This window comes from Uliginosibacterium silvisoli (assembly GCF_036017035.1).
Lineage (GTDB): Bacteria > Pseudomonadota > Gammaproteobacteria > Burkholderiales > Rhodocyclaceae > Viridibacterium > Viridibacterium silvisoli.
The window spans coordinates 1,778,832-1,797,171 of the sequence record NZ_JAYXHS010000001.1 but is presented as its reverse complement, the minus strand read 5'-3'; the positions used below and the strand labels follow the sequence as shown (position 1 = coordinate 1,797,171).

The 18,340-nt window shown below is 63.3% G+C and carries 17 protein-coding genes; 2 read left to right on the top strand and 15 right to left on the bottom strand.

The window, feature by feature from the left end:
• Window positions 1-108 precede the first annotated feature (108 nt).
• On the top strand, window positions 109-831 hold the full coding sequence (locus VVD49_RS08145; protein WP_327598638.1) for a GntR family transcriptional regulator: 723 nt from the start codon (window positions 109-111) through the stop codon (window positions 829-831).
• Between the two features lie 145 nt (window positions 832-976).
• Here the strand turns inward: VVD49_RS08145 and VVD49_RS08140 are convergent, their stop codons facing one another.
• The 6 genes from VVD49_RS08140 to VVD49_RS08115 form a co-directional block, all read right to left on the bottom strand.
• A complete protein-coding gene (locus VVD49_RS08140) occupies window positions 977-1,552 on the bottom strand; it encodes a lipid-binding SYLF domain-containing protein (protein ID WP_327598637.1) in 576 nt (191 codons plus the stop codon).
• A 166-nt stretch (window positions 1,553-1,718) separates the two neighbouring features.
• Window positions 1,719-1,886: a hypothetical protein gene (locus tag VVD49_RS08135; protein WP_327598636.1), complete on the bottom strand. Its 168-nt coding sequence runs from the start codon at window positions 1,884-1,886 to the stop codon at window positions 1,719-1,721.
• Between the two features lie 27 nt (window positions 1,887-1,913).
• Entirely contained in the window at window positions 1,914-2,987 is a 1,074-nt protein-coding gene (locus VVD49_RS08130) for a BamA/TamA family outer membrane protein (protein WP_327598635.1), read from the bottom strand.
• Window positions 2,988-3,253: 266 nt separating this feature from the next.
• Window positions 3,254-4,696, bottom strand: a complete 1,443-nt coding sequence (locus VVD49_RS08125; protein ID WP_327598634.1) for a DUF1254 domain-containing protein — start codon at window positions 4,694-4,696, stop codon at window positions 3,254-3,256.
• 59 nt (window positions 4,697-4,755) lie between these two features.
• On the bottom strand, window positions 4,756-5,376 hold the full coding sequence (locus tag VVD49_RS08120; protein ID WP_327598633.1) for a hypothetical protein: 621 nt from the start codon (window positions 5,374-5,376) through the stop codon (window positions 4,756-4,758).
• Window positions 5,377-5,424: 48 nt separating this feature from the next.
• Window positions 5,425-5,862: a response regulator gene (locus VVD49_RS08115; protein WP_327598632.1), complete on the bottom strand. Its 438-nt coding sequence runs from the start codon at window positions 5,860-5,862 to the stop codon at window positions 5,425-5,427.
• A 222-nt stretch (window positions 5,863-6,084) separates the two neighbouring features.
• On the opposite strand from VVD49_RS08115, the gene VVD49_RS08110 reads away from it, so the two are divergent.
• A complete protein-coding gene (locus tag VVD49_RS08110) occupies window positions 6,085-7,242 on the top strand; it encodes a DUF748 domain-containing protein (RefSeq protein WP_327598631.1) in 1,158 nt (385 codons plus the stop codon).
• A 15-nt stretch (window positions 7,243-7,257) separates the two neighbouring features.
• Here VVD49_RS08110 and VVD49_RS08105 read toward each other — a convergent pair whose 3' ends face one another.
• From VVD49_RS08105 to VVD49_RS08065, 9 genes are all read right to left on the bottom strand, one after another.
• Entirely contained in the window at window positions 7,258-8,697 is a 1,440-nt protein-coding gene (locus VVD49_RS08105) for a BatD family protein (protein ID WP_327598630.1), read from the bottom strand.
• Between the two features lie 254 nt (window positions 8,698-8,951).
• On the bottom strand, window positions 8,952-10,700 hold the full coding sequence (locus tag VVD49_RS08100) for a VWA domain-containing protein (RefSeq protein WP_327598629.1): 1,749 nt from the start codon (window positions 10,698-10,700) through the stop codon (window positions 8,952-8,954).
• A gap of 2 nt (window positions 10,701-10,702) precedes the next feature.
• The gene (locus VVD49_RS08095) at window positions 10,703-11,749 is read right to left on the bottom strand and encodes a vWA domain-containing protein (RefSeq protein ID WP_327598628.1); all 1,047 of its coding nucleotides are present in this window, start codon (window positions 11,747-11,749) and stop codon (window positions 10,703-10,705) included.
• The gene (locus VVD49_RS08090) at window positions 11,736-12,290 is read right to left on the bottom strand and encodes a DUF4381 domain-containing protein (protein ID WP_327598627.1); all 555 of its coding nucleotides are present in this window, start codon (window positions 12,288-12,290) and stop codon (window positions 11,736-11,738) included. Before VVD49_RS08090 ends, VVD49_RS08095 begins: the two co-directional genes overlap by 14 nt.
• Window positions 12,283-13,266 (bottom strand): DUF58 domain-containing protein, encoded by a 984-nt coding sequence (locus tag VVD49_RS08085; protein ID WP_327598626.1) that lies wholly within the window; start codon window positions 13,264-13,266, stop codon window positions 12,283-12,285. The genes VVD49_RS08090 and VVD49_RS08085 overlap by 8 nt, the downstream gene beginning before the upstream one ends.
• A gap of 24 nt (window positions 13,267-13,290) precedes the next feature.
• On the bottom strand, window positions 13,291-14,703 hold the full coding sequence (locus VVD49_RS08080; protein WP_327598625.1) for a DUF1254 domain-containing protein: 1,413 nt from the start codon (window positions 14,701-14,703) through the stop codon (window positions 13,291-13,293).
• A 74-nt stretch (window positions 14,704-14,777) separates the two neighbouring features.
• Window positions 14,778-15,755: an AAA family ATPase gene (locus VVD49_RS08075; RefSeq protein WP_327598624.1), complete on the bottom strand. Its 978-nt coding sequence runs from the start codon at window positions 15,753-15,755 to the stop codon at window positions 14,778-14,780.
• A gap of 31 nt (window positions 15,756-15,786) precedes the next feature.
• On the bottom strand, window positions 15,787-17,199 hold the full coding sequence (locus tag VVD49_RS08070; protein ID WP_327598623.1) for a DUF1254 domain-containing protein: 1,413 nt from the start codon (window positions 17,197-17,199) through the stop codon (window positions 15,787-15,789).
• Between the two features lie 66 nt (window positions 17,200-17,265).
• Entirely contained in the window at window positions 17,266-18,294 is a 1,029-nt protein-coding gene (locus VVD49_RS08065; protein ID WP_327598622.1) for a DUF1254 domain-containing protein, read from the bottom strand.
• Window positions 18,295-18,340: the final 46 nt, after the last annotated feature.

Genomic DNA, 18,340 nt, shown 5'->3' with positions numbered 1-18,340 from the left:
TTGTGCCAATTCAGTCTGTGGATTGCACGAAACCTGCTTAATAAATTGCGCAACATCCTCCAGAAAAATTGTGCGCAATTTGAAGATAGCGATTCAGGGAGCCCGGACATGCCACGCAGCAGTACAAGCAATGGGGAAAGCAGTTCGTTCAGCCAGGACGAAATCTATGCACAGATTGTCGAGGCGCTCGTCGATCAGCGCATGCTGCCCGGCACGCGCCTCAACGAGCTGGCGTTGTGCGAAGTCTTCAAGTTGTCACGACGCGAGATGGAGAAGGTGCTGCTCAAGCTGAGCTTCGTCGGCCTCGTCAAACTCATCCCGAATCGCGGCGCCTTCGTCGCAAGCTCGGATGCCAGCGAAGCACGCGCCATCCTGTCGGCACGCAAGATCGTGGAGGCTGGAATTGTCGAAGCTGTCGCGCTACGGGCGACGGGCGCCGACTTCAAGCGACTGGAGCAGAACATCGCGCGCGAGGACGAATGCAGACATGCCGGACGCATGCGCGAGGCCATCAAGCACTCGGGCGAGTTCCACATCCTGTTGGCGGAGATCACCGGCAACTTCATCCTCTGCGACCTGATGAAGCAGCTCGTCGCGCGCACCTCACTGGTGGTGAGCCTCTACGAGAATCCCAACGGACTGTCGTGCTGGCATGGCGACCATGCAACCCTGCTGCGGCACCTGCGCGCGCACAAGGCCCGGCCCGCCATGACCCTCATGCAACGCCATCTCGACGATCTCGAAGAGAGCCTGGTTTTCGCTCCGCAACAGGATCAGTCGCCCGATTTGCGCGCAATTTTTGGCGGTGTGGGTAAAGGTCGTAACGGCTAGGGAGCACCATTGCGACGCTCCGCATCAGTGCGTGCGGTGCGTCCAGGCACCATATCGGGCACTGATTGCAATGCCCCTGCCGGCAGGAGCACGGCAGGAAATGTCTGGCGCAGGCCTCAACGGGCGCTACGCCAGACGCGGATGCTCACTTTGCGTTCAGCGCCTCATCCTTCCAGTACTTGCGGCCCCCTACCGAGCCGCCCGCCGAGAGCCCGGTCTTGGTCATCGGGAAGATCTCGATCTTCGCCGTCACGCTGGCACCCTTCTCGGCCGTGCCGCCCTTGTCCTTCGCGTCGGCCGAGGCGCCGCCACTGCCCGTAAGCTCCCAGCCACTGTCGACGAATGACTTGAGCGTGGCGTGATCCTTGAACACCAGCACTTCCCGGTAGTCCTTGATGCCGACTTCGATGCCCGCCGACATCTGCCCCATGTTCATGTAGGTGTCGGTCCTGGTCGTGTTGTCATGCACCAGCCCCTTGCCGCCGGCGCCACCGACGAGGAAGGTGATGCCGAAGCTGGAGAAGCAGCCATAGCCGGGCGACCTGGCAATCTTCGCCTTCTCCTGCGGTTTTGATTTGTAGAGCGTCGCCAGCGCCTCGTCGCACATCTTGCGCACCTCGGCGCGATCCTTCTGCACATCGGCCTGCACACCACCTGCCGCGAGACACAGCGCCGGAATCAGCATCAGGCGCAATCGCACACTCCTGTCGATACATGGCATTTCGTTCTCCTGAGTTGCTGCCGCGGCAGATCGCACTCCTTGATCCGGCCGCGGCGTCGGCAGCCCGGCAATACGACGAGGCCATCATGACTGCATGGCCGGCCATTGTCGGCCCCTGTCGATCATCAATTCCTTGTCGCACGCCACCCCGGGCCGCGCGCGGCCATCAACGCCCGACCGCGTGCAGATACTCGAGCCAGAGGGGAGAGCCTGGCCGCGCGAAGGGCTGCGCGCTGGTGTCAGGCGTCGCCGCATCCATCGACCCGCATGCCGACAACACCAGAGCGCCGACGAAGCATGCAATCAGCATCAACAGCACGGGGCGGATCATCATCAACTCCTTGCTGGCGCGAGGCCAGGCTCAACGCCATGCATTGCCGACCTGGATGTAGAAGGCCTGTTCCTTGTCCGGCCCCCACGCGTAGTCCATGCCCATCCACAGACCGAGAAGGCGCGCCAGCTCGTAGCGGAAGCCGACGCCCTTGGACCACTTGCTGGAAGTGTCGTCAAAGCTGGTCTTGCCCCAGGTATGCCCCACACCGACGAAGCCGATCAAGCCCCAACGGTCGGTGACATTCCAGCGTCCTTCGACTTCGCCGAGGGCGACGTTCTCGTCCTGATAACGCATGGCAGGCACGCCACGCATGTCGATGTAAGGCAGCTGGTAGAACGGCACATCACCGCGTGCCGCGCGACCATCGAGTCTTCCTGCCAGTACGAAGGAACTGCCCAGCGGGGTGTAGGCAAACATGTGTGCGCGATAACTCTGGAAGTTCTCGTCACTACCGATTTCCTTCGAGTAGAACAAGGTATCGAAGGCGCCCAGCACGCCGGTCGACGGCGTGAAGATGTTGTTGCGCGAGTCATGCTCGAAAGACACGCCGAGACCGGAACTGCGGGTGGCGAACGCCTTGTCCGCCAGGATCGGGCGCGCACTGTCGAAGCTGCTCTTGGTGTCGATATACATCCACCGCGCCGCGAGGAAGTTGTTGCTGTTGCCGAGGCGGTACATCGCCTGCTGCGACGAGATCCAGCCGTCCAGCTTGTAGCCCATCTTGAAGTTCTCGCCGAAGCGGTCGCCGAGACCATAGAAATCCAGATGCACATCCATGCGCGCGACGCCACCACGATAGCGCCAGCGGTCATCGAGGAAGGACAGCATGGCACCGCCCCCGCCGAACTTGGTGCCGTTCTCCGTCGCCGCCAGCACGACGCCGTAGATGTCCGGCGGCGTCACATGCCCGGTCGCCTTCGCGTTGGCTGCAGCCTCGGCAATGGACTGGCTGAAGAACATCAGGCCCACGCCAGCGCCATAGCCCACGGCGGGCTCGGTGATGATCATCGGGACTGGCAGGAAGCCCTTCTTCTCGAGCAACCATTTCGAGACGTCGAAAGCGCCATCCTTGTCGTCGCGGAACGGAGAAGAATTCTTCATCGGCTCGGCCGCGGGCGCGGATTGCGGCCCGGGAGTCGCGAGGGGCGCAGACGTCTCCTGAGCATGAGCAACAAGGCACGACGTCAGGAGCACGGCCCCCCCGGACACAGCACGCGCGAGGAAAGAAGATGCATTCATGAAATCGGACTCCTTGTGGTTACTTACGCCGGAAGCAAATAGTGCACGCGGACTCCGCCCACCTGCGGCGACTCTGCTCATGCGGCCAGCGCAGGATTGCGCTCAACATCCTGCACATCAACTCGTCCTCACTTCACGAGTTCAAAGTCGGCGGGCTTCCAGCTGCCGTCGAAGGCAGGGCCGGTCGGTCCGTACAGACGGAAATAGGCGAACCAGCCCTTGCCGGGATTGGTCTTGATCCACTGCCCCTCTTTACCCGCCGGCGCCTTCGGGCCGAAATAGAGTTCAGTCGGCGCGCTGGTGGGGACATCCTTGAGTTCGACCAGCGAACGGAGCGCGGCCTTGTCCTGGCTCGTCTGGATCATCGATCTCGTTTCTGCGTCATAGACGGTGACGGACCAGAAAAGCTTCTGCGGTACGGGCTGAGGCACGCTCAACTTGTAAGTCTTGCCGCCGTCGAGGTACGCACCGCTCTTGTCGCGAAGGCCGAGCCAGTAGAGCGAGCCTGCGCCCTCCGTGCGCAACACCATCTTCGGTGACATGCCAACGGCCTGCGAGTACCAGCGATCGCGCGCTTCGAGATCAATGCCGGTGGGCAGCTCGAAATCGCCATTTTCCCAGCGTAGCGTGGCGTACTCCCACTTGCGGTCTTTCCAGACGAAGCGGTCTGGTCGATCACTCCCGTAACCGGCAATCAACATCTGCGCGCGGCCATCCTGTGCGGCGCGCACGAGGATTTTCTTCATGCGCTCGTCAGGCTGAAAAGGTTTTCCCTGTTCGATACCCAACATGGCCAGCATGCCGTACATGGGGCGGAACTCGTCGATGGAGGTCTCCTCGTCGACGACCTTCTTCAGTTTCTCCCAGTACTGCAGATTGTTCTCCCACTTCAACGGCGTGACATCGACCTTGTCGCTGGTGCGATCGACGAAGCCATAGGCTGGCGGATTTCCGGCCTGTGAAAGCGGATAGATCCTGATATTCCGCTGCGCCTCCCGCCCTGCGACGATGTCACCGTTCGGTGGCAATGCACGCGCCCCGACCAGCACATACCAGGTCTTCGAGCGCGACACGATATAGCCCTCTGGCGGTGTCTGCTTGTAGTCCGGCGGCAGGATCAAGTGCTTGCCGCCTTTGCCCGCATCCGGCCCGGGTATGCCGATGTCGTTGATCCAGTTGAAGTTGTGATCGTTGAGCACACCGAGGTACGCCCCCGCAGGCATCTCGACCACCATGGGCCCCTCCTTCAGATTGAGGGTACTGCCCATATAGGGTGTATCGGAGTTGCCGGTAAAGAACACGTGCCGCGGCCCGCCAGCGAGAATGAGCGCACTCTTGTTGTCCACAGCACCGGCAGCACGCATCCCATCGAACGTGGCCTCCAGCGACACGGTCGGATAGAAGAAGCGATAGGCCTGCACGGCACGCTGGTAGTCCTGTTCATCGTGCGCGCGCTGCGCCGCCTGTGGCGTCGGGAAACCTGCCTTGAAAGGATAGGCACTGGCAGCGTGGCTGGTGGTAAGACCTCCTGCCAGCAATAGTGCGAAAGCGATTTTCGTGTAGGTGTCCATTTCCGGCGTTTCTCTCTTCGGGAGGGGATAAGTTCTGATCGATTCCAATTACTTCACAGCTACTTGCTTGCGGCCTTGCGAGCAGCATCGGCTTCAGCCTTCGGCCACAGCGCGACGGCGAGTGTCTCGCTGACGACCGCAATGACCTGATCACCCTTCTTGAGATCGCTGGCGATGGCCGGGTCTTCCACCTTTACATCCACCACGCGGCCCTTGGGGCCCTTGAGCGTGGCGATCTTCTTGTCCTTGTCGTATGCCGTGACGGCGGCCGTGATCGTCGTTTTGCGCGTCACCTGACGGCCCGTGTCGTAATTGGCCAGCGGACCTGAAGCCTCGGACTGCGCGAGCTCGCGCTGCCCCTTGCCACCCTTGCGCAGGGCAAGCGCCACAGCAAGCTTGTAGTTCACGACGATCTGGTCACCCTTCTTCACCTTGTCGAACGCCTGGACAGAAGGATCCACCTGCACATCGCGCACGACGCCGTTGCGTTCACGCAGGGTCAGCACGCGATTGGTCTTGTCGACGTTCGTCACCACCGCGTCGAGCTGCGCTTCACCTTCCACACCGTCGGCCGCAAGGATGCGCGGCGCATCCGCCGCCGAAGCGGGCAAGTGCACCGCAAGGCCGGCCGCAATCGATGCAATCGTCATTGCACGCATCAGGAAATTTCGCTGGTTCATTTCATCAGTCCTCGCATTGGTTGAAACTGCAATCCGGTCGTACCGGTGTCACACCTGCCCTGTCGTGCTGCCTGGCGACCAGGCGCCGGATCTCTCATGACCGGAGGCCCCCGACAATCGATAACCGATGACGTCGGAAACACAGACAAGCAGGGCATCACCCTGGAAAGGTTTGGGCAGGAAAGCCGCGACGCTGCGCTGGCGCGCGGCAAGCCGCGACGCATCGTCGTCGTAGGCGGTGATGCAGACAGTCTTCGCGCCAGGAATCGCACAGCGATCCATCATCTCGACACCCGACATGCCGGGTAGATGCAGATCAAGCACGAAGCAATCGTAGTCATCGATTGCCACGCCAGCGTCTACGTAGCACTCCGCGCTCTCATAGGCGTCAGTCGACAGGCCGCACACCTGCAGCAGGCGTTGCATCGCCCGGCGCAGGCTGGCGTCGTCTTCTACGATCACAACGCGCGTACTGCGATCGCTCATGGCATACCTCGTTCAGTTGCCCTCAGATTAGGCTGATGTGACGGCTTGCGCACCGGCCCGGAGTGCAGACAGCTCTGCACCTTGGTGCAATTGCCGGCGCAGGAACGCCGCCAGCACGTTCTGTTCCGGAGCGTCACGGCGGACCCGCCGGGCAGCCGACGCGCGTGACCGCCCGGGCGCCCTGATCCGCGCCCTGCCGGACGCCTGATCTATGATGAGCACATGAGCCGCCGCCTTCGCCTGATCCTGTTACTTGCCATCCCGCTGCTTGCCCTGCTGGCAATCGTCGCCTATTACACAGCCCTGCATCTGTTACGCACCCAGATCGTTACCGCATTGGGGCAGACGGGTGAAGTCGGCGAGATCCGTGTCGGCTTAGCGCGCATCGAGATCGACGGCCTGCGCATTCGCGCCAGCCAGCCCGGCTGGCCAACGCAGGACGAGCTGCGCGCTGCGCGCGTGTTCGTGACGCCCGACCTGCGCAGCCTCCTCAGCGGCAGCATCGTGGTCTCGCGCGTCGATATCGAGGATGCGGCGCTCACCGTATTACGCAGCCGAGCCGGCATGAAGATCGTGCCGGCCCTGCTCGACAAGCCGAAGGAGGCTGCGGGCAAGCGCGGCACGTCCGTATCGGATTCGGCATCGGCATCGGCATCGGCATCGGCCTCCGCCTCCGCATCGTCTGCAGGCAGCGGGCCGCAGGTGCGCATCGGCCACATCGCGCTGCGCAGCAGCCGTGTCGATTTCTACGATGTGACCCTGGGCGGCAAGGCCCATCACATCCCGCTCGAAGCGTTGGCATTGGACTTCACTGATCTCGTACTGCCGACCTTCGACGCACGCAGCAAGCTCGACATGCAGGCGCGCGTGGGCGGGCAAGGCAAGCTGTCACTCGACGGCTGGCTCGTCGCCAGCACGCTGGATTCGGACCTCACGCTCAAGCTGGCCAACACGCCGGTCAAGCTCGTCGAGCCCTACCTGTTCCGCAAGCCTTATGGCGACGTGAAGGCCGGCACGCTGGCGCTGGACCTGCACAGCAAGGTCGACAAACGCCGCCTCAGCGCCCCCGGGCACATGCAACTCTCGCAGCTCGAAATCGGCGGCGTAGTGGGCCTGACGCGCGAAGCCGCCGCCCTGCTCGCGCGCTCACGCGGCCTCGATGCCGACACGCGCCGCCCCGTCTCGCTGGACTTCACGCTGCAAGGCAATCTCGACGACTCGCGCTTCTCGCTCAACGACGCGATCTACGCGCAGGCCGGCAAGGCCCTCATCCAGCTCGTTGGCCTGGGCAGTGGTGACAAAGGCGAAGGCGGCTCATCCTCGAGTACCGACCTCGGCAGCCAGATCGGCGATGCGGTAGGCAAGCTGTTCGGCAAGTAGTTACCCGGTACCCTCTCACGGGTTCAGCGGTGCGAGGCTCGCCTTGTTGCGACGGCGTCCGGCGCTCGCGGTCTTGCGCAAGGCACTTGCCCAAGCAGGCACTGGTCGTGCCGCGCCCTTCCCGTCTGCAGACCGGTCGTGCGATTTTCCGTAATACCCTGCCAACCAGTCACGAGCTTGCCCGCCCAGCTGCACGTCGCCAGCACGCTGCACGACCTCTTCCAGTGAGGCCGGCTTGCGTTCGCCCGGCAGGCGATCCAGCCATTGGTAGAAAGCGCTGACGCGCTGGGTGCTGTCCGCATGTTGCAGCTTGTCGAAATACGCCTGCTCGGATTGCGCACGCTGTGCGCGACGTTGCGCCAGCCTGCCCTGCAGGCTCTTCGATGCACGCAGCAAGGGGGGGAGCAGCCACCAGGCAAGAAAACCCGCGACGACCACAAGCGCGCCGACCTCCAGCACACGACGCAGGTTGATGCGCACATGCCGCGCGGCCTTCGGCTGCGATTGCTCCGCGGCGATGTCGAAGGCAGGTTTATAACCGGGGTTTGCTGCCACGCTGAAATGCAATGCGGGTACTTGCGCGGTCCGCAACTGGTTGGCGCGCGTGTCCCACCACTGCATGCTGAACGCCGGCAAGCTGTAGTCGCCCGGCTGCTGCGCCACGTAGGTGATGGCATCGACGCGCCTGCCGCCGATGAACACACCGCGCTCGCCCTTGATGTCTTCGACGACGGGCGCGACCGGGTAGATCGCCAGCCCTTTCACGGGCGGGAAGTCCGGCGCCGGCAGCAGCATGGCCTGCACGCCATCTACATCGATCTCGATACGCCGCGTGAAGGAATCTCCCTGCTTGAGCCCGTCGAGCTTGCGATCCAGCGACTGCTTGAGCGTGAGCTGCGTCGTGCCGACGGCATTCTCGGCACCGGCCGGACGCTGCACCACTTTCACGTGCAGGGTCAGCGGCGCGGTGCGCAGCTTCACCGCAGCAGCGCCCGCCCCCACCTTCGCCGTGATCTCCAGCGCAGGGATGGCGAGCTCGCCACCGGTCTGCGGCGTGATGAGATAGCTGCGCGAGATGCCGAACCACGGCTTGCCGTTGATGGTCTCGTTGAGGTGAGAACTGTCATCGCTGACGGGCGCCACGATCGCCCCCGGCACCGCCAACCCCGGGAAAACCGGCGCGCCGGTGAAGAACTCATCGGTAAGCACGTCGACGACGAGCTTCACCGGCGTGCCGGGCGCCACTTCGCCAGTGGGCGACAGGTGCGCGCGTATCGTGGCGCCGGCGTGTGCGGCTGGCGCGCACAGCAGGAGCGTCACGAACAGGAGGAACGCACGCCACAGGGCGTAGGGTGGGTTCGCGCAGCACGCCACCGCGGTCGGTGGCGATGGTGGGTTGTCGCTGCGCTCCGAACCCACCCTACGAACTGCTGCGTCATTTTCGCCCTCGGGCATGTGCGCAATCCCGCAAACCCGTCGAGCCCGCGCGCCAAGCACCGCGAGCATCCTCTCCAGCCCACCCCGCGCCGTCGTTCCCGCGAAAGCGGGAACCCAGTGGCGTTGATTTGCGGGTGGCGTGGCGAACGCCGCTGGATTCCCGCGAAACTTCCACCTCTCGTTACGCGTTTGAGGCTCGCATTCACTCGCAATGCTCGTCATTCCCGCGAACGCGGGAATCCAGCGTCTTCCGAAGCGCCACGGAAGCGACCTCATCGCGCGCCCCCTTCCGGCTTGCGCGCACGCGCCGCCTCGACCTGGAACTTCTGCCGCAGGAAATCCACCGGCGACACCTTGAGGTTGCGCATCCACAGCTCGGCGTTCTGCTTCTGCATGGCGACGATCTGCTTGCCCTGTTTGCCCTTGTCGCCCTTGTCGTCGAACTTGATATCGTCGGGTTTCAGGTTGGGGCCTTCCTCATCACCCTCGTCGTCCTTCTTCTTTTTCGGGATCAGCGAGGTGACCAGTTCGCGGTTGGCCGTGGCTTCCGGAAATACCTTTCGTGCCTGCAGTGCATTGTCATAGGCACCGATGGCATGCGGGTAGTCCTTCAGCTGCGCATAGCAGTTACCCATCATGAAGAAGGCATCGGGCGTGTCGAGGCGCGCGAAGGCGGTCAGCGCCGCCGCGTAGTCACCCGCGCGGTAGTACGCCTGCCCCTGCCACATCGGGTCACGGAAGTGCGCGGCGGCGGCCTTGTAATTGCCATGCTCGAAGTGCCAGCGGCCCTGCTGGTCGGGCGTGAGGAAGGCGTCGACCAGCCACTGCTTCGCGGCCGAGAACTCACCGCTCGCCAGCTTCGCGACGGCCTGCTTCTCCGCGCCGATTTTCTCGCTGACGACCTTGCCCGCCTGCAGGGCGCCGGCCGCTGCAGCGTCCCTGGCCGTATCCGCCGCTTCACTCTGCTGCGGCAAAGCGATCGTCACGGCGAGCAACACGCCCGCCGCCCAGCGCACGACCCAGCCACGGCGGAACCACAGCGCTGCAAGCAACGCGATGGGGAAGCACAGGTAGTAGCCGAACTCGCGCCAGCGCACCTCGGCGTTCTTCGCCTGCACGTCTTCCATGTGATTCAGTGCACGGCGCTGTACCCATTCGACATCCTTGTCATCGAGCGTGATGCTCGCCAGTGGCACGTCGGCCTCGCTAGCGAGGCGTTTGAGCGCAGCTGCATCGAAACGCCCCTGCACGGGTCGGCCGCTGGCATCGAGCGCCACGCGGCCATCGGGTGTGCGCACCGGGCCGCCCGCCTCCGTGCCCACGGCCAGCACCAGCACCTGGTTTTTGCTCGTGTCGTTATGCTTGTCGAAGTCACCGATCTGTCCGACGTCGAACCCGTCTGTCATGAAGACGATGGTGCCGGGCACGTTCTCCTTGCTCAGCAGATGCTCGGCCTCGTTCAGCGCGGCGAGCGCGTTCTTGCCCGCGGTGGGCATGAGGTACGTCGACAAGGCTTCGAGATAGATCTCCATCAGCGCCGGGTCTTCGGCCGGTGGCAGCACCATGTGAGCGCTGCCGGCATAGACGACAAGCCCGGTGCGCGAGCCGGCGCGCAGCTTCATGAGATCGCGGATCTTGTGCTTGCTGCGCTCGAGGCGCGTCGGCGCGATGTCGGTTGCGTCCATGCTGCGCGACAGGTCGAGCGCCACCACCAGCGGCGCCTTGTCGTCGCTGAAGGGCGGCGGCACCTGCTCCCAGGTCGGGCCGGCCGCGGCGAGGCCGATGATGCACAGGGAGGCTGCCAGCAGATAGGTGGGACGAATGCGCCAGCCAGATGTGTCCGACACCATCAGCCGGTTGAGCAGATGCGGCGCCACGAGATCGCGCCAGCGGCGGCGCTGGTCGGAAGCGATGCGCCACAGCAGCACGATGAGCAACCCGCCCGGAATCAGCAGCAGCCAGAGCGGGCGCAGGAAGTGGAAGGCGGTGATGTCGATGCTCAGGGTGCCAACAGGATCCATGTCTAGGCCTCCACCCTTGCGCCGCGCGCACCAGCCTTCTCTTCGGCACGCTCGCGCCGCGCGCCCGGTGTCAGCGCCCGCATCGCTGCGAGCAGCCCCGCCAGCAGGTGATAGGCGACCAGCAAGGAGCCTACTGCGCCGAGCGGGACGTGGAACAGCTCGCGCTTGGGCCGATGCACTTCGCGCTTGGCTTTCTCGGGCGTAATGCGGTCCAGCGTGGCGTAGATTTCCTCCAGCCCGGCGCGATTCTCGCCACGGAAAGAGCGCCCGCCCGTAGCCGTCGACAGCTTCTGCAGCGCGCCGAGGTCGACCTTGTCCTCGCCCGTCGCGTTCGGGTTGCCGATACCGATGGTGTGGATGATCAGTCCGCGCACCTTGGCCGCTTCCGCCGCGCGCTCCGGTGGCACACGGCTGGCCGTGTCGTTGCCATCGGTGAGCAGGATCAGCACCTTCTCCTGCGCCTTCGAGTTCTCGACCATGCGCGCCGCTACGCCAATAGCATCACCGATGGCGGTCTGCGGCCCGGCCATGCCGATACGCAATTCGTCGAGCAGCAGCTCCACGCTTTCGTGATCGAGCGTCAACGGTGCCTGCGGAAAGGCACTCGCGCCGAACACGACGAGGCCGATGCGGTCTGTCTTGCGACGCTCGATGAACTCATGCACGACCTCCTTCACCGCCGTCAGCCGGTCGACGCGCTGGCCTTTGGCGTTGGTGAAGTCCGTCGCCTCCATCGACTGCGAGAGATCGATGGCCAACATCAGGTCGCGCGCGGGCTCGACGCGTTCGATCGGCGGATCGACCCACACGGGGCGTGCCGCGGCCGCCACGATCAGCAACCAGCACACCGGCGCGAGCAGTTTCTGTACCCAGTGACTGGCCATCACGACAGCACCCGGCCGCGGCTCTGCGCCAGCCGCCTCGGCGGCTTCCTCGAAGAAGGGCAGACGCAGGGCCTGGGTACGCTCGCGGTACGGCGGCAGCAGCCACCAGGCGAGCAAGGGAAGCGGCAGGAGGATCAGCGCCCACAGCGCATCAAACTGCAGCATGGTGGCGTGCAATCCAGTTACGCAGGAGCGCGATCAGCGCCTGCAGGTCAGTCGCTGAAGGTGGCCGCGGATCGTAGGCCAAGGACGGCAGCAGCTTGCCGGCGCCCTGCGTGAAAGGCTGGCCGGAAGTCGTGCGGTCGAGGAAGGCCAGCCACTCGGCATCGCTCAGCGCGGCGACACGTTCGCGCGGTGCGAAGGCCAGCACGACGCGCTTGACCAGCGCCGGCAGCGCACCGAGTGCGCGCCCGCGCGCTGCCGCAGACTCCGCTGTCGCCGGCCCGTTCAGCACCTGCTCGAGACGTGCGAGTTCGCCCAGCGCTTCCGCACGATAGCGATTGGCAACATGACGTCGGTACAGCCACCAGCCAAGCCACGCGATGGCAAGCAGCAGCAAGGCGGCTACGACCAGCCAGCCCCAGGTCTGGGGTGTCCACGCAGGTGGCAGCGGCAAGGGAATTTCCTTGAGCCCGGCGAGCGGCGCCGAGCTTTCAGCCAGGGGGGCTGAAACACCGTCGGCAGTCGTTCTGACGAGATCAGCCATGCCGCGCTCCCGCGCCCGGCAGATGGCCGAGGAAATGCCGCAACTGCTCGATGCTCGAGCCCTCCGTGTCGAAGGCCATCAGCGGCACGCCACTTCGCCGCAAGAGCTCGGCCACGTTCGCAAGACGACCGGAGAAGAATTTCTCGACGGGCTCGCGCACCGTCTGCGCACCGAAGTTCAGCTCGGCCTGCAAGTCTCCCTCGGTAACTACCAACTTCTGGCTGGACCAACCTTCCACCTTGGCAAGCGGGTCGAACACCAGCGCGGCCAGCACGTCGTTGTGCGCAGAGAGCGCGCGCAGCAGTTGTTGCGTGCGCTCCGACGCACCGGCGAAATCGCTGATCACGCACACGAGGTAATCGTGCTTGGCGATGCGCAGCGCTGCCTCCAGCGCGCGATCCAGTTGCGTGTGGTCAGGGCGTACATCGGATGTAGCGTGCAGGCTCTGGTTCATGCGCGCCACGCTGGCCAGCGTGGCATGTGCGCGCGCACGACTGCGCAGCGGCCGCACCATCTCCACGCCCTTGTCATCGAACAGTACGGCGCCCACACGATCGCCAGCGCGCAGTGCCATCCACATGCCCAGCGCCGCCACCTCGGCGGCAATCACCGACTTCATCGCGCGCCGCGATCCGAAGAACATCGTCATGCGCTGGTCGACCACGAACAACGCAGGCCGGTCGCGCTCTTCCGTGTAAACGCGCACCAGTGGTTTGCCGACGCGCTGACTGGCACGCCAGTCGATGTGGTGCACATCGTCACCCGGCAGGTAGCCGCGCAACTCTTCGAAGTCGAGGCCGCGCCCGCGCATGCGCGAGGCATGGCGCCCGGCGAGCACGCTGGCCCGCGGCTGGCGCGGCAGCATGTCGAGATCGCTCACGCTGTATTCGAGGCGTGCCAGCCAGGCCGCATCGACCCACACCGTACCGAGGTCGGTGGGCTGGATAGCAGGAGCAGTACGGCTTTCGCTCGCCACGATGGTCTGCCTCCTGACTGCCGCTTACCTGACGGCCTCGATGTCCGGCAATTTCCACTTCTTGTCGAAGAACTCCTTCTTCGGGCCATAGAGGCGGAAGATCAGTTCGAACTGCCGCTTCGGATCGGTCGGCACCCAGTTGGACTCCTTGCCGGCAGGCGCCTTCGGCCCGAAATAGATATCTGTCGATCCGTCAGCGTTTTTTTGCACTTTCGAATCATTCGACGCGAGGCTCGGGCGGGACATCCCGACAATCAGCGCGTGCGTCTCGCGGTCATAGGCGGTTGCCGACCAGTACTGTTCGATCGGTGCATTCGGCGGAACCGTGAGGCGATATGTCTTGCTGCCTTCCAGCGCATGACCGGACTGGTCGCTGATGTTCAGGATGTAGAACTGCCCGCCGCCAAAGACCTTCGGGCTGAAATAGGCCATGTGATACATCACCGCCCGCCCGTCGAGGCCGTACTGGTTCGGATCGGCAAAGGCATTGCCCAGGCCGTCTCTCGTTTCCGGGGGAATCGGCACCGACCAACGCGTTCCCTCGAAGAACGCAGGGACAAAACCCTTTTCGTACTTGAGCGCGACCACTGCATGTGCCTCCCGTACCGCATCGGCGAGGATGGTCTTCGTCTTCACATCCGGTTTGAACGGTTTGCCCTTCTCGATGCCGATCGTCTTCAGCGCGTCGATCATCACCTTGTCGCGCGTGAGCCAAGGCTCGGCCTGCACGAAGCGGTCGAGCAGTTCGAAGAACGTCGCGTCGTAGGGAATCGTGGCGTTGAAGGCTTTGTCATAGGCATCCACGAACACTGTCGAGTCGGGATTGCCACCGAGCGGATAGACCTTCACGCGCTTGCCATGTGCGACGGCGGACTGGATGTCTGCATCGCTGCGACTCTTGAAGTTCGAACGCAAGATCACGAAGCCACGATAGGTCTCCGATTGCAGCACGATGTAGCTGTCCGGTGCTTTCTGCTGATAGCCCGGCGGGAGGATCAGGTACTTCGCACCCTTGCCCTTGTCCTCGCCAGCAGGCCCGACATCCGCGAGCGCGTTCTGCCATGCGACGTCGAAGCTGCCGACGATGACATGATCTGCATCAGCAGGAGGTATCTCCACCACGACGGGTCCCTTCGACGTGTCGTAGAACGGATTCAGGTAGATCGTGTCGGGGTTCGGCGTGAGGGTCTGGTTCCTTGAATTGACCGGGCGCGACCAATAGACGACCTGGTTCAGCTTCGCGCCATTGTCGATCGCTGCCTGCAGCATCCGTTCGTAGTTGACCGCTGGCATGCCCCAGATGGCTGCTTCGACGGCACGCCGATGAATGGCACGCTCCTGCAGCTCCTGCGCCGAGTAGTCCTTTGCGTGAATCGAGGGAGCAATAGCTGCAATCGCGAGGGTGGCGACCAAGCTGAGGATGAGTCTGGTTTTCATGGGAGGGTATCTTTCATCTGGTTTGCGTCGTGGCCGATGCGATGTCTTCCGGGTTGTGTCAGCTCGCGCCTGGCTCAGGCAGGCACAGCCACCACTGCAACGAGCTTCTTCAGAACCTCATCCGCATCGATGCCATCCGCATGTGCGTCGTACGAGAGCGCGATGCGATGTCGCAACACGGGCAACAACATCGCGCGCACATCGTCGGGCGTGACATGATCGCGGCCGGCGAGCCAGGCATGCGCCCGCGCAGTGCGATCCAGCGCGATGCCGCCGCGCGGGCTTGCGCCAACTGAAATCCACTTCGCCAGCGTGTCGTCGTATTTCTTCGGGAAGCGCGTCGCGCCGAGCAGGTCGACGATGTAGCGCTCGATGGCTTCCGACACATACACCGCATGCACCTCTTCACGCGCAGAGAACACGGCCTCCTGCGGAATGCGTTCGTCCGCCGCGTTTGCAGCGCCCCGCTTCGCCTGTTCCTCGCCACGCACGAGTTGCAGCACGGCGCGCTCATCGTCCGGCGCCGGATAGTCGAGCACCACCTTCATGACAAAGCGATCCATCTGCGCTTCGGGCAAGGGATAAGTACCTTCCTGCTCGATCGGGTTCTGCGTCGCCAGCACCATGAAGAGATCGGGCAGCGCATGCGTAACACCACCGACCGAAACCTGCCGCTCTTCCATCGCTTCCAGCAAGGCCGATTGCACCTTGGCCGGTGCGCGGTTGATTTCATCCGCGAGGATCAGGTTGCCGAACAGCGGCCCCGCCTGGAAGCGGAAGCTGTTCTTGCCGCCCTCCTGGTAGAGCATGTCCGTGCCGGTCACGTCGGCGGGCAGCAAGTCCGGCGTGAACTGGATGCGCCGCATGTCGGCATCGAGACTCGCCGCCAGCGCGCGCACGGTGCGCGTCTTGGCGAGGCCCGGCAGGCTCTCCAGCAACAGGTGGCCGTTCGCGAGCAGGCCGATCACCACCTGCTGGATCAACTCGCCCTGCCCCTTGATGGAAGACTCCATCTGGCGCGCCAAGGCTTGTATGGCCTCACGAGGATTCATTGCAACCTCCATCTCGAATATGTCATGTGCGTCAGCTTGCAGGCTGCAGCGGGGGAGCTTTCCACTTTCCACTCAACGCGTCCGGCTTTGGCCAGTACAGGCGCATTGCCATGAAAAATGCCTCCTTCGGCGCGGGCAACCAGTTGCTCTCCTTGTCAGCACCGGGCGACTCGGCCTGCACATAGAGCGTGATGCCGCCATCGGCATCCTTCTTCAGCGAAGGCAGCATCGCGGAATTGATGAGATAGCGATTGAGCGCATTAGCATGCAGCAGGCTGGCCGGCAGCTCATACATCGTGAGCGACCAGAAGGCATTCGCCGGCGGCAGTTGGCCGGGAGCAAAGCGCAGGGTGTAGCGATTGCTGCCTTTAAGCGGCTGCTTCTTCGCGTCGACGAAGTAGGCCGGATAGATCGCTTCCGCCTTTGAATTGCCGTAGATGCCCAGTACCGCGGCACTCATGCGATCCATGTAGCGGCCATTCAGGTAAGCACGTGTGCCGAAGGCATCGGCACTACTGGATTTGCCTGCGTCGATTTCTTCCTTGTGCAGCTTGAACGCGGACCAGGCATCGGCAATGCCATCGCTCACAGCCTTGCGTATCTCCGGCGAAAGAACGTCGGGATTGAAACTCTGGCCAGGGCCGACGCCAATCTTCGCGAAGCGCGCCATCATGGCTCTCTCGGAAGGATGCGTCGGGCTTTGCGTGAGGACGAAGTTGAGCACCTTGAAGAAGTCGAGTGAGCTGCGCTCCTGCTCTACTGTCAGCGGCTTGATGAAATCGATCGCGGGTGCCGCTGCGTGGGCCGGCTGTCCGGTGAAAGACGACAGTGTCTGTACCTTGTAGCCGGCCTGCACCTTCTTCACGTTCTCGATGTCGTCCGGCCCGAAGAGCTGGGTGCGATAGAGCACGAAGGCGAACGAGGTCTCGGAGCGGATCACCTTCTTGATACCGGGCGGCGTCTTGCCCTTCCAGTCCGGTCCCGCCAGCAGGTAATTGCCAGCATCGTTGCCGGTTGCACGACTGCCGACGTAGGCGAAGTTGAAGGTGTAGGCATCGATGAACTGCAGCGAGTAATAGCGCTTCTTGTCCACTGCCGGTACGGTGATGACAAGCGGCTCGGCCCGCAAGTCAGCGCCGACGTAGGAGTAAGGTGTATCCGAATTGGGCGTCTGGATGGATTTGTCTTCCGGCGTGTAGACGCGGGCATTGTTGACCAGCGTATTCCAGTCGGCCTTGAACTCCTTTCCTCCCCGCTCGACGAAATACGAGTACTGGATGCGATAGCTATCCACGAGCGGGAAGCCGTAGATGTAGGCGTCCTTCGCGATGCTCCGTGCCTCGGCGGGCGTGAGGGCAGCCGTAGCTGCATCGGCAGCCTGAGCGGCCGGGAACACGCTCACGCCCAGCAACATGATCGCGATACCGATCAATACATTTCGCATACTCAGTTCCTTCTACCCGTCCGCTATCTGCGTCTCTGACAAGGGATTGCCGCCAGCATGGCAAGTTCAGCTCGCTGGCTGCGCCTCGGGGAATTTCCACTTGCCGTTGAGAATTTCGGCGCGCGGGCGATACAGGCGTACCGTGTAGTTCCAGCCCTTCACGATGGGGATGCAGTTCGGGATCTTGCCGTCGCAACCGCCAAACTGGATCGTCACGGCACCATCCGCATCGCGCTTCGCGGTGAGGTTGTTGAGCGAGTAGGCGTTGAAGTCGTTCTTCTGGTAGTAGCCGTCGGCGTTGTAGACGCTGATGGACCAGAAGGCATCGACGGGTACGTCCTTCACGCTTACCTTGTGCACCGTCGCGCCATCGTTCTTTGCGGGCGTGACATTCAGGTAGGTTGCGTCCTTGTCCGGATTGCCGCCCCAGGCAGCGGCCGAGCCGATCAGGTGACGTACTGGATCGACGTCCTGTTTCGTGCCGAAGGCTTTCTGGAAACCGGGAAGCGTCGAACCGAGCACCAGCAACGCATCACGCACTTTCTTCTGGCTGGCCTGGTCCCAATTCGGAATCTCGAACTTGCCTGCGCCCTTCTGACTGGCCTTGATGCCGTCCTGCAGCGCATGGACCTGCTCGACGTCTTTCGGATCAGCCGGGTTCACCAGCGTGCGCACGCCAACGAGCACATAGCGCGTGCCGATCTTGTCGCGCGTCAGCGTGTGATTTCCCTTGCCATACGCCACAAGGGGAACATAGTGGTCTTCATTCACGATCATCAGGGACATGAAGCGTTTGCCCGGGTCGGGCATGGTGACCGTCACGGGCCCCGCATCCAGATCGAAGATTGCTGACGAGTAGAGCGTGTCACGGTTCAGGCGGATGATCGTCTGCTTGTCGATACTCGCAGGCTCGCGGCGATGGGTGAATTTCCCGGGGCCACCGCTCTCCTTGATGAGATTGGCGAAGTACAGATCGCTCTCTGCGCGCACGAAATTGTCCACGGTGACGGGCACCGTCCCGGCACTCCCTGTCTGCGCATGTGCAGGCGAAATACCCACCAGAAACGAACCCACTAGCAATGCAGCAATCTTCATGAAGATCTCCTCGCGCGCGGACTACCCGCCCGTCATTCAAAGTATC

Coding starts and splice junctions, on each gene's coding strand:
- VVD49_RS08145 (WP_327598638.1), top strand. CDS start 109: ATGCCACGCAGCAGTACAAGCAATGGGGAAAGCAGTTCGTTCAGCCAG.
- VVD49_RS08140 (WP_327598637.1), bottom strand. CDS start 1,552: ATGCCATGTATCGACAGGAGTGTGCGATTGCGCCTGATGCTGATTCCG.
- VVD49_RS08135 (WP_327598636.1), bottom strand. CDS start 1,886: ATGATGATCCGCCCCGTGCTGTTGATGCTGATTGCATGCTTCGTCGGC.
- VVD49_RS08130 (WP_327598635.1), bottom strand. CDS start 2,987: ATGAAGAATTCTTCTCCGTTCCGCGACGACAAGGATGGCGCTTTCGAC.
- VVD49_RS08125 (WP_327598634.1), bottom strand. CDS start 4,696: ATGGACACCTACACGAAAATCGCTTTCGCACTATTGCTGGCAGGAGGT.
- VVD49_RS08120 (WP_327598633.1), bottom strand. CDS start 5,376: ATGAACCAGCGAAATTTCCTGATGCGTGCAATGACGATTGCATCGATT.
- VVD49_RS08115 (WP_327598632.1), bottom strand. CDS start 5,862: ATGAGCGATCGCAGTACGCGCGTTGTGATCGTAGAAGACGACGCCAGC.
- VVD49_RS08110 (WP_327598631.1), top strand. CDS start 6,085: ATGAGCCGCCGCCTTCGCCTGATCCTGTTACTTGCCATCCCGCTGCTT.
- VVD49_RS08105 (WP_327598630.1), bottom strand. CDS start 8,697: ATGCCCGAGGGCGAAAATGACGCAGCAGTTCGTAGGGTGGGTTCGGAG.
- VVD49_RS08100 (WP_327598629.1), bottom strand. CDS start 10,700: ATGGATCCTGTTGGCACCCTGAGCATCGACATCACCGCCTTCCACTTC.
- VVD49_RS08095 (WP_327598628.1), bottom strand. CDS start 11,749: ATGCTGCAGTTTGATGCGCTGTGGGCGCTGATCCTCCTGCCGCTTCCC.
- VVD49_RS08090 (WP_327598627.1), bottom strand. CDS start 12,290: ATGGCTGATCTCGTCAGAACGACTGCCGACGGTGTTTCAGCCCCCCTG.
- VVD49_RS08080 (WP_327598625.1), bottom strand. CDS start 14,703: ATGAAAACCAGACTCATCCTCAGCTTGGTCGCCACCCTCGCGATTGCA.
- VVD49_RS08075 (WP_327598624.1), bottom strand. CDS start 15,755: ATGAATCCTCGTGAGGCCATACAAGCCTTGGCGCGCCAGATGGAGTCT.
- VVD49_RS08070 (WP_327598623.1), bottom strand. CDS start 17,199: ATGCGAAATGTATTGATCGGTATCGCGATCATGTTGCTGGGCGTGAGC.
- VVD49_RS08065 (WP_327598622.1), bottom strand. CDS start 18,294: ATGAAGATTGCTGCATTGCTAGTGGGTTCGTTTCTGGTGGGTATTTCG.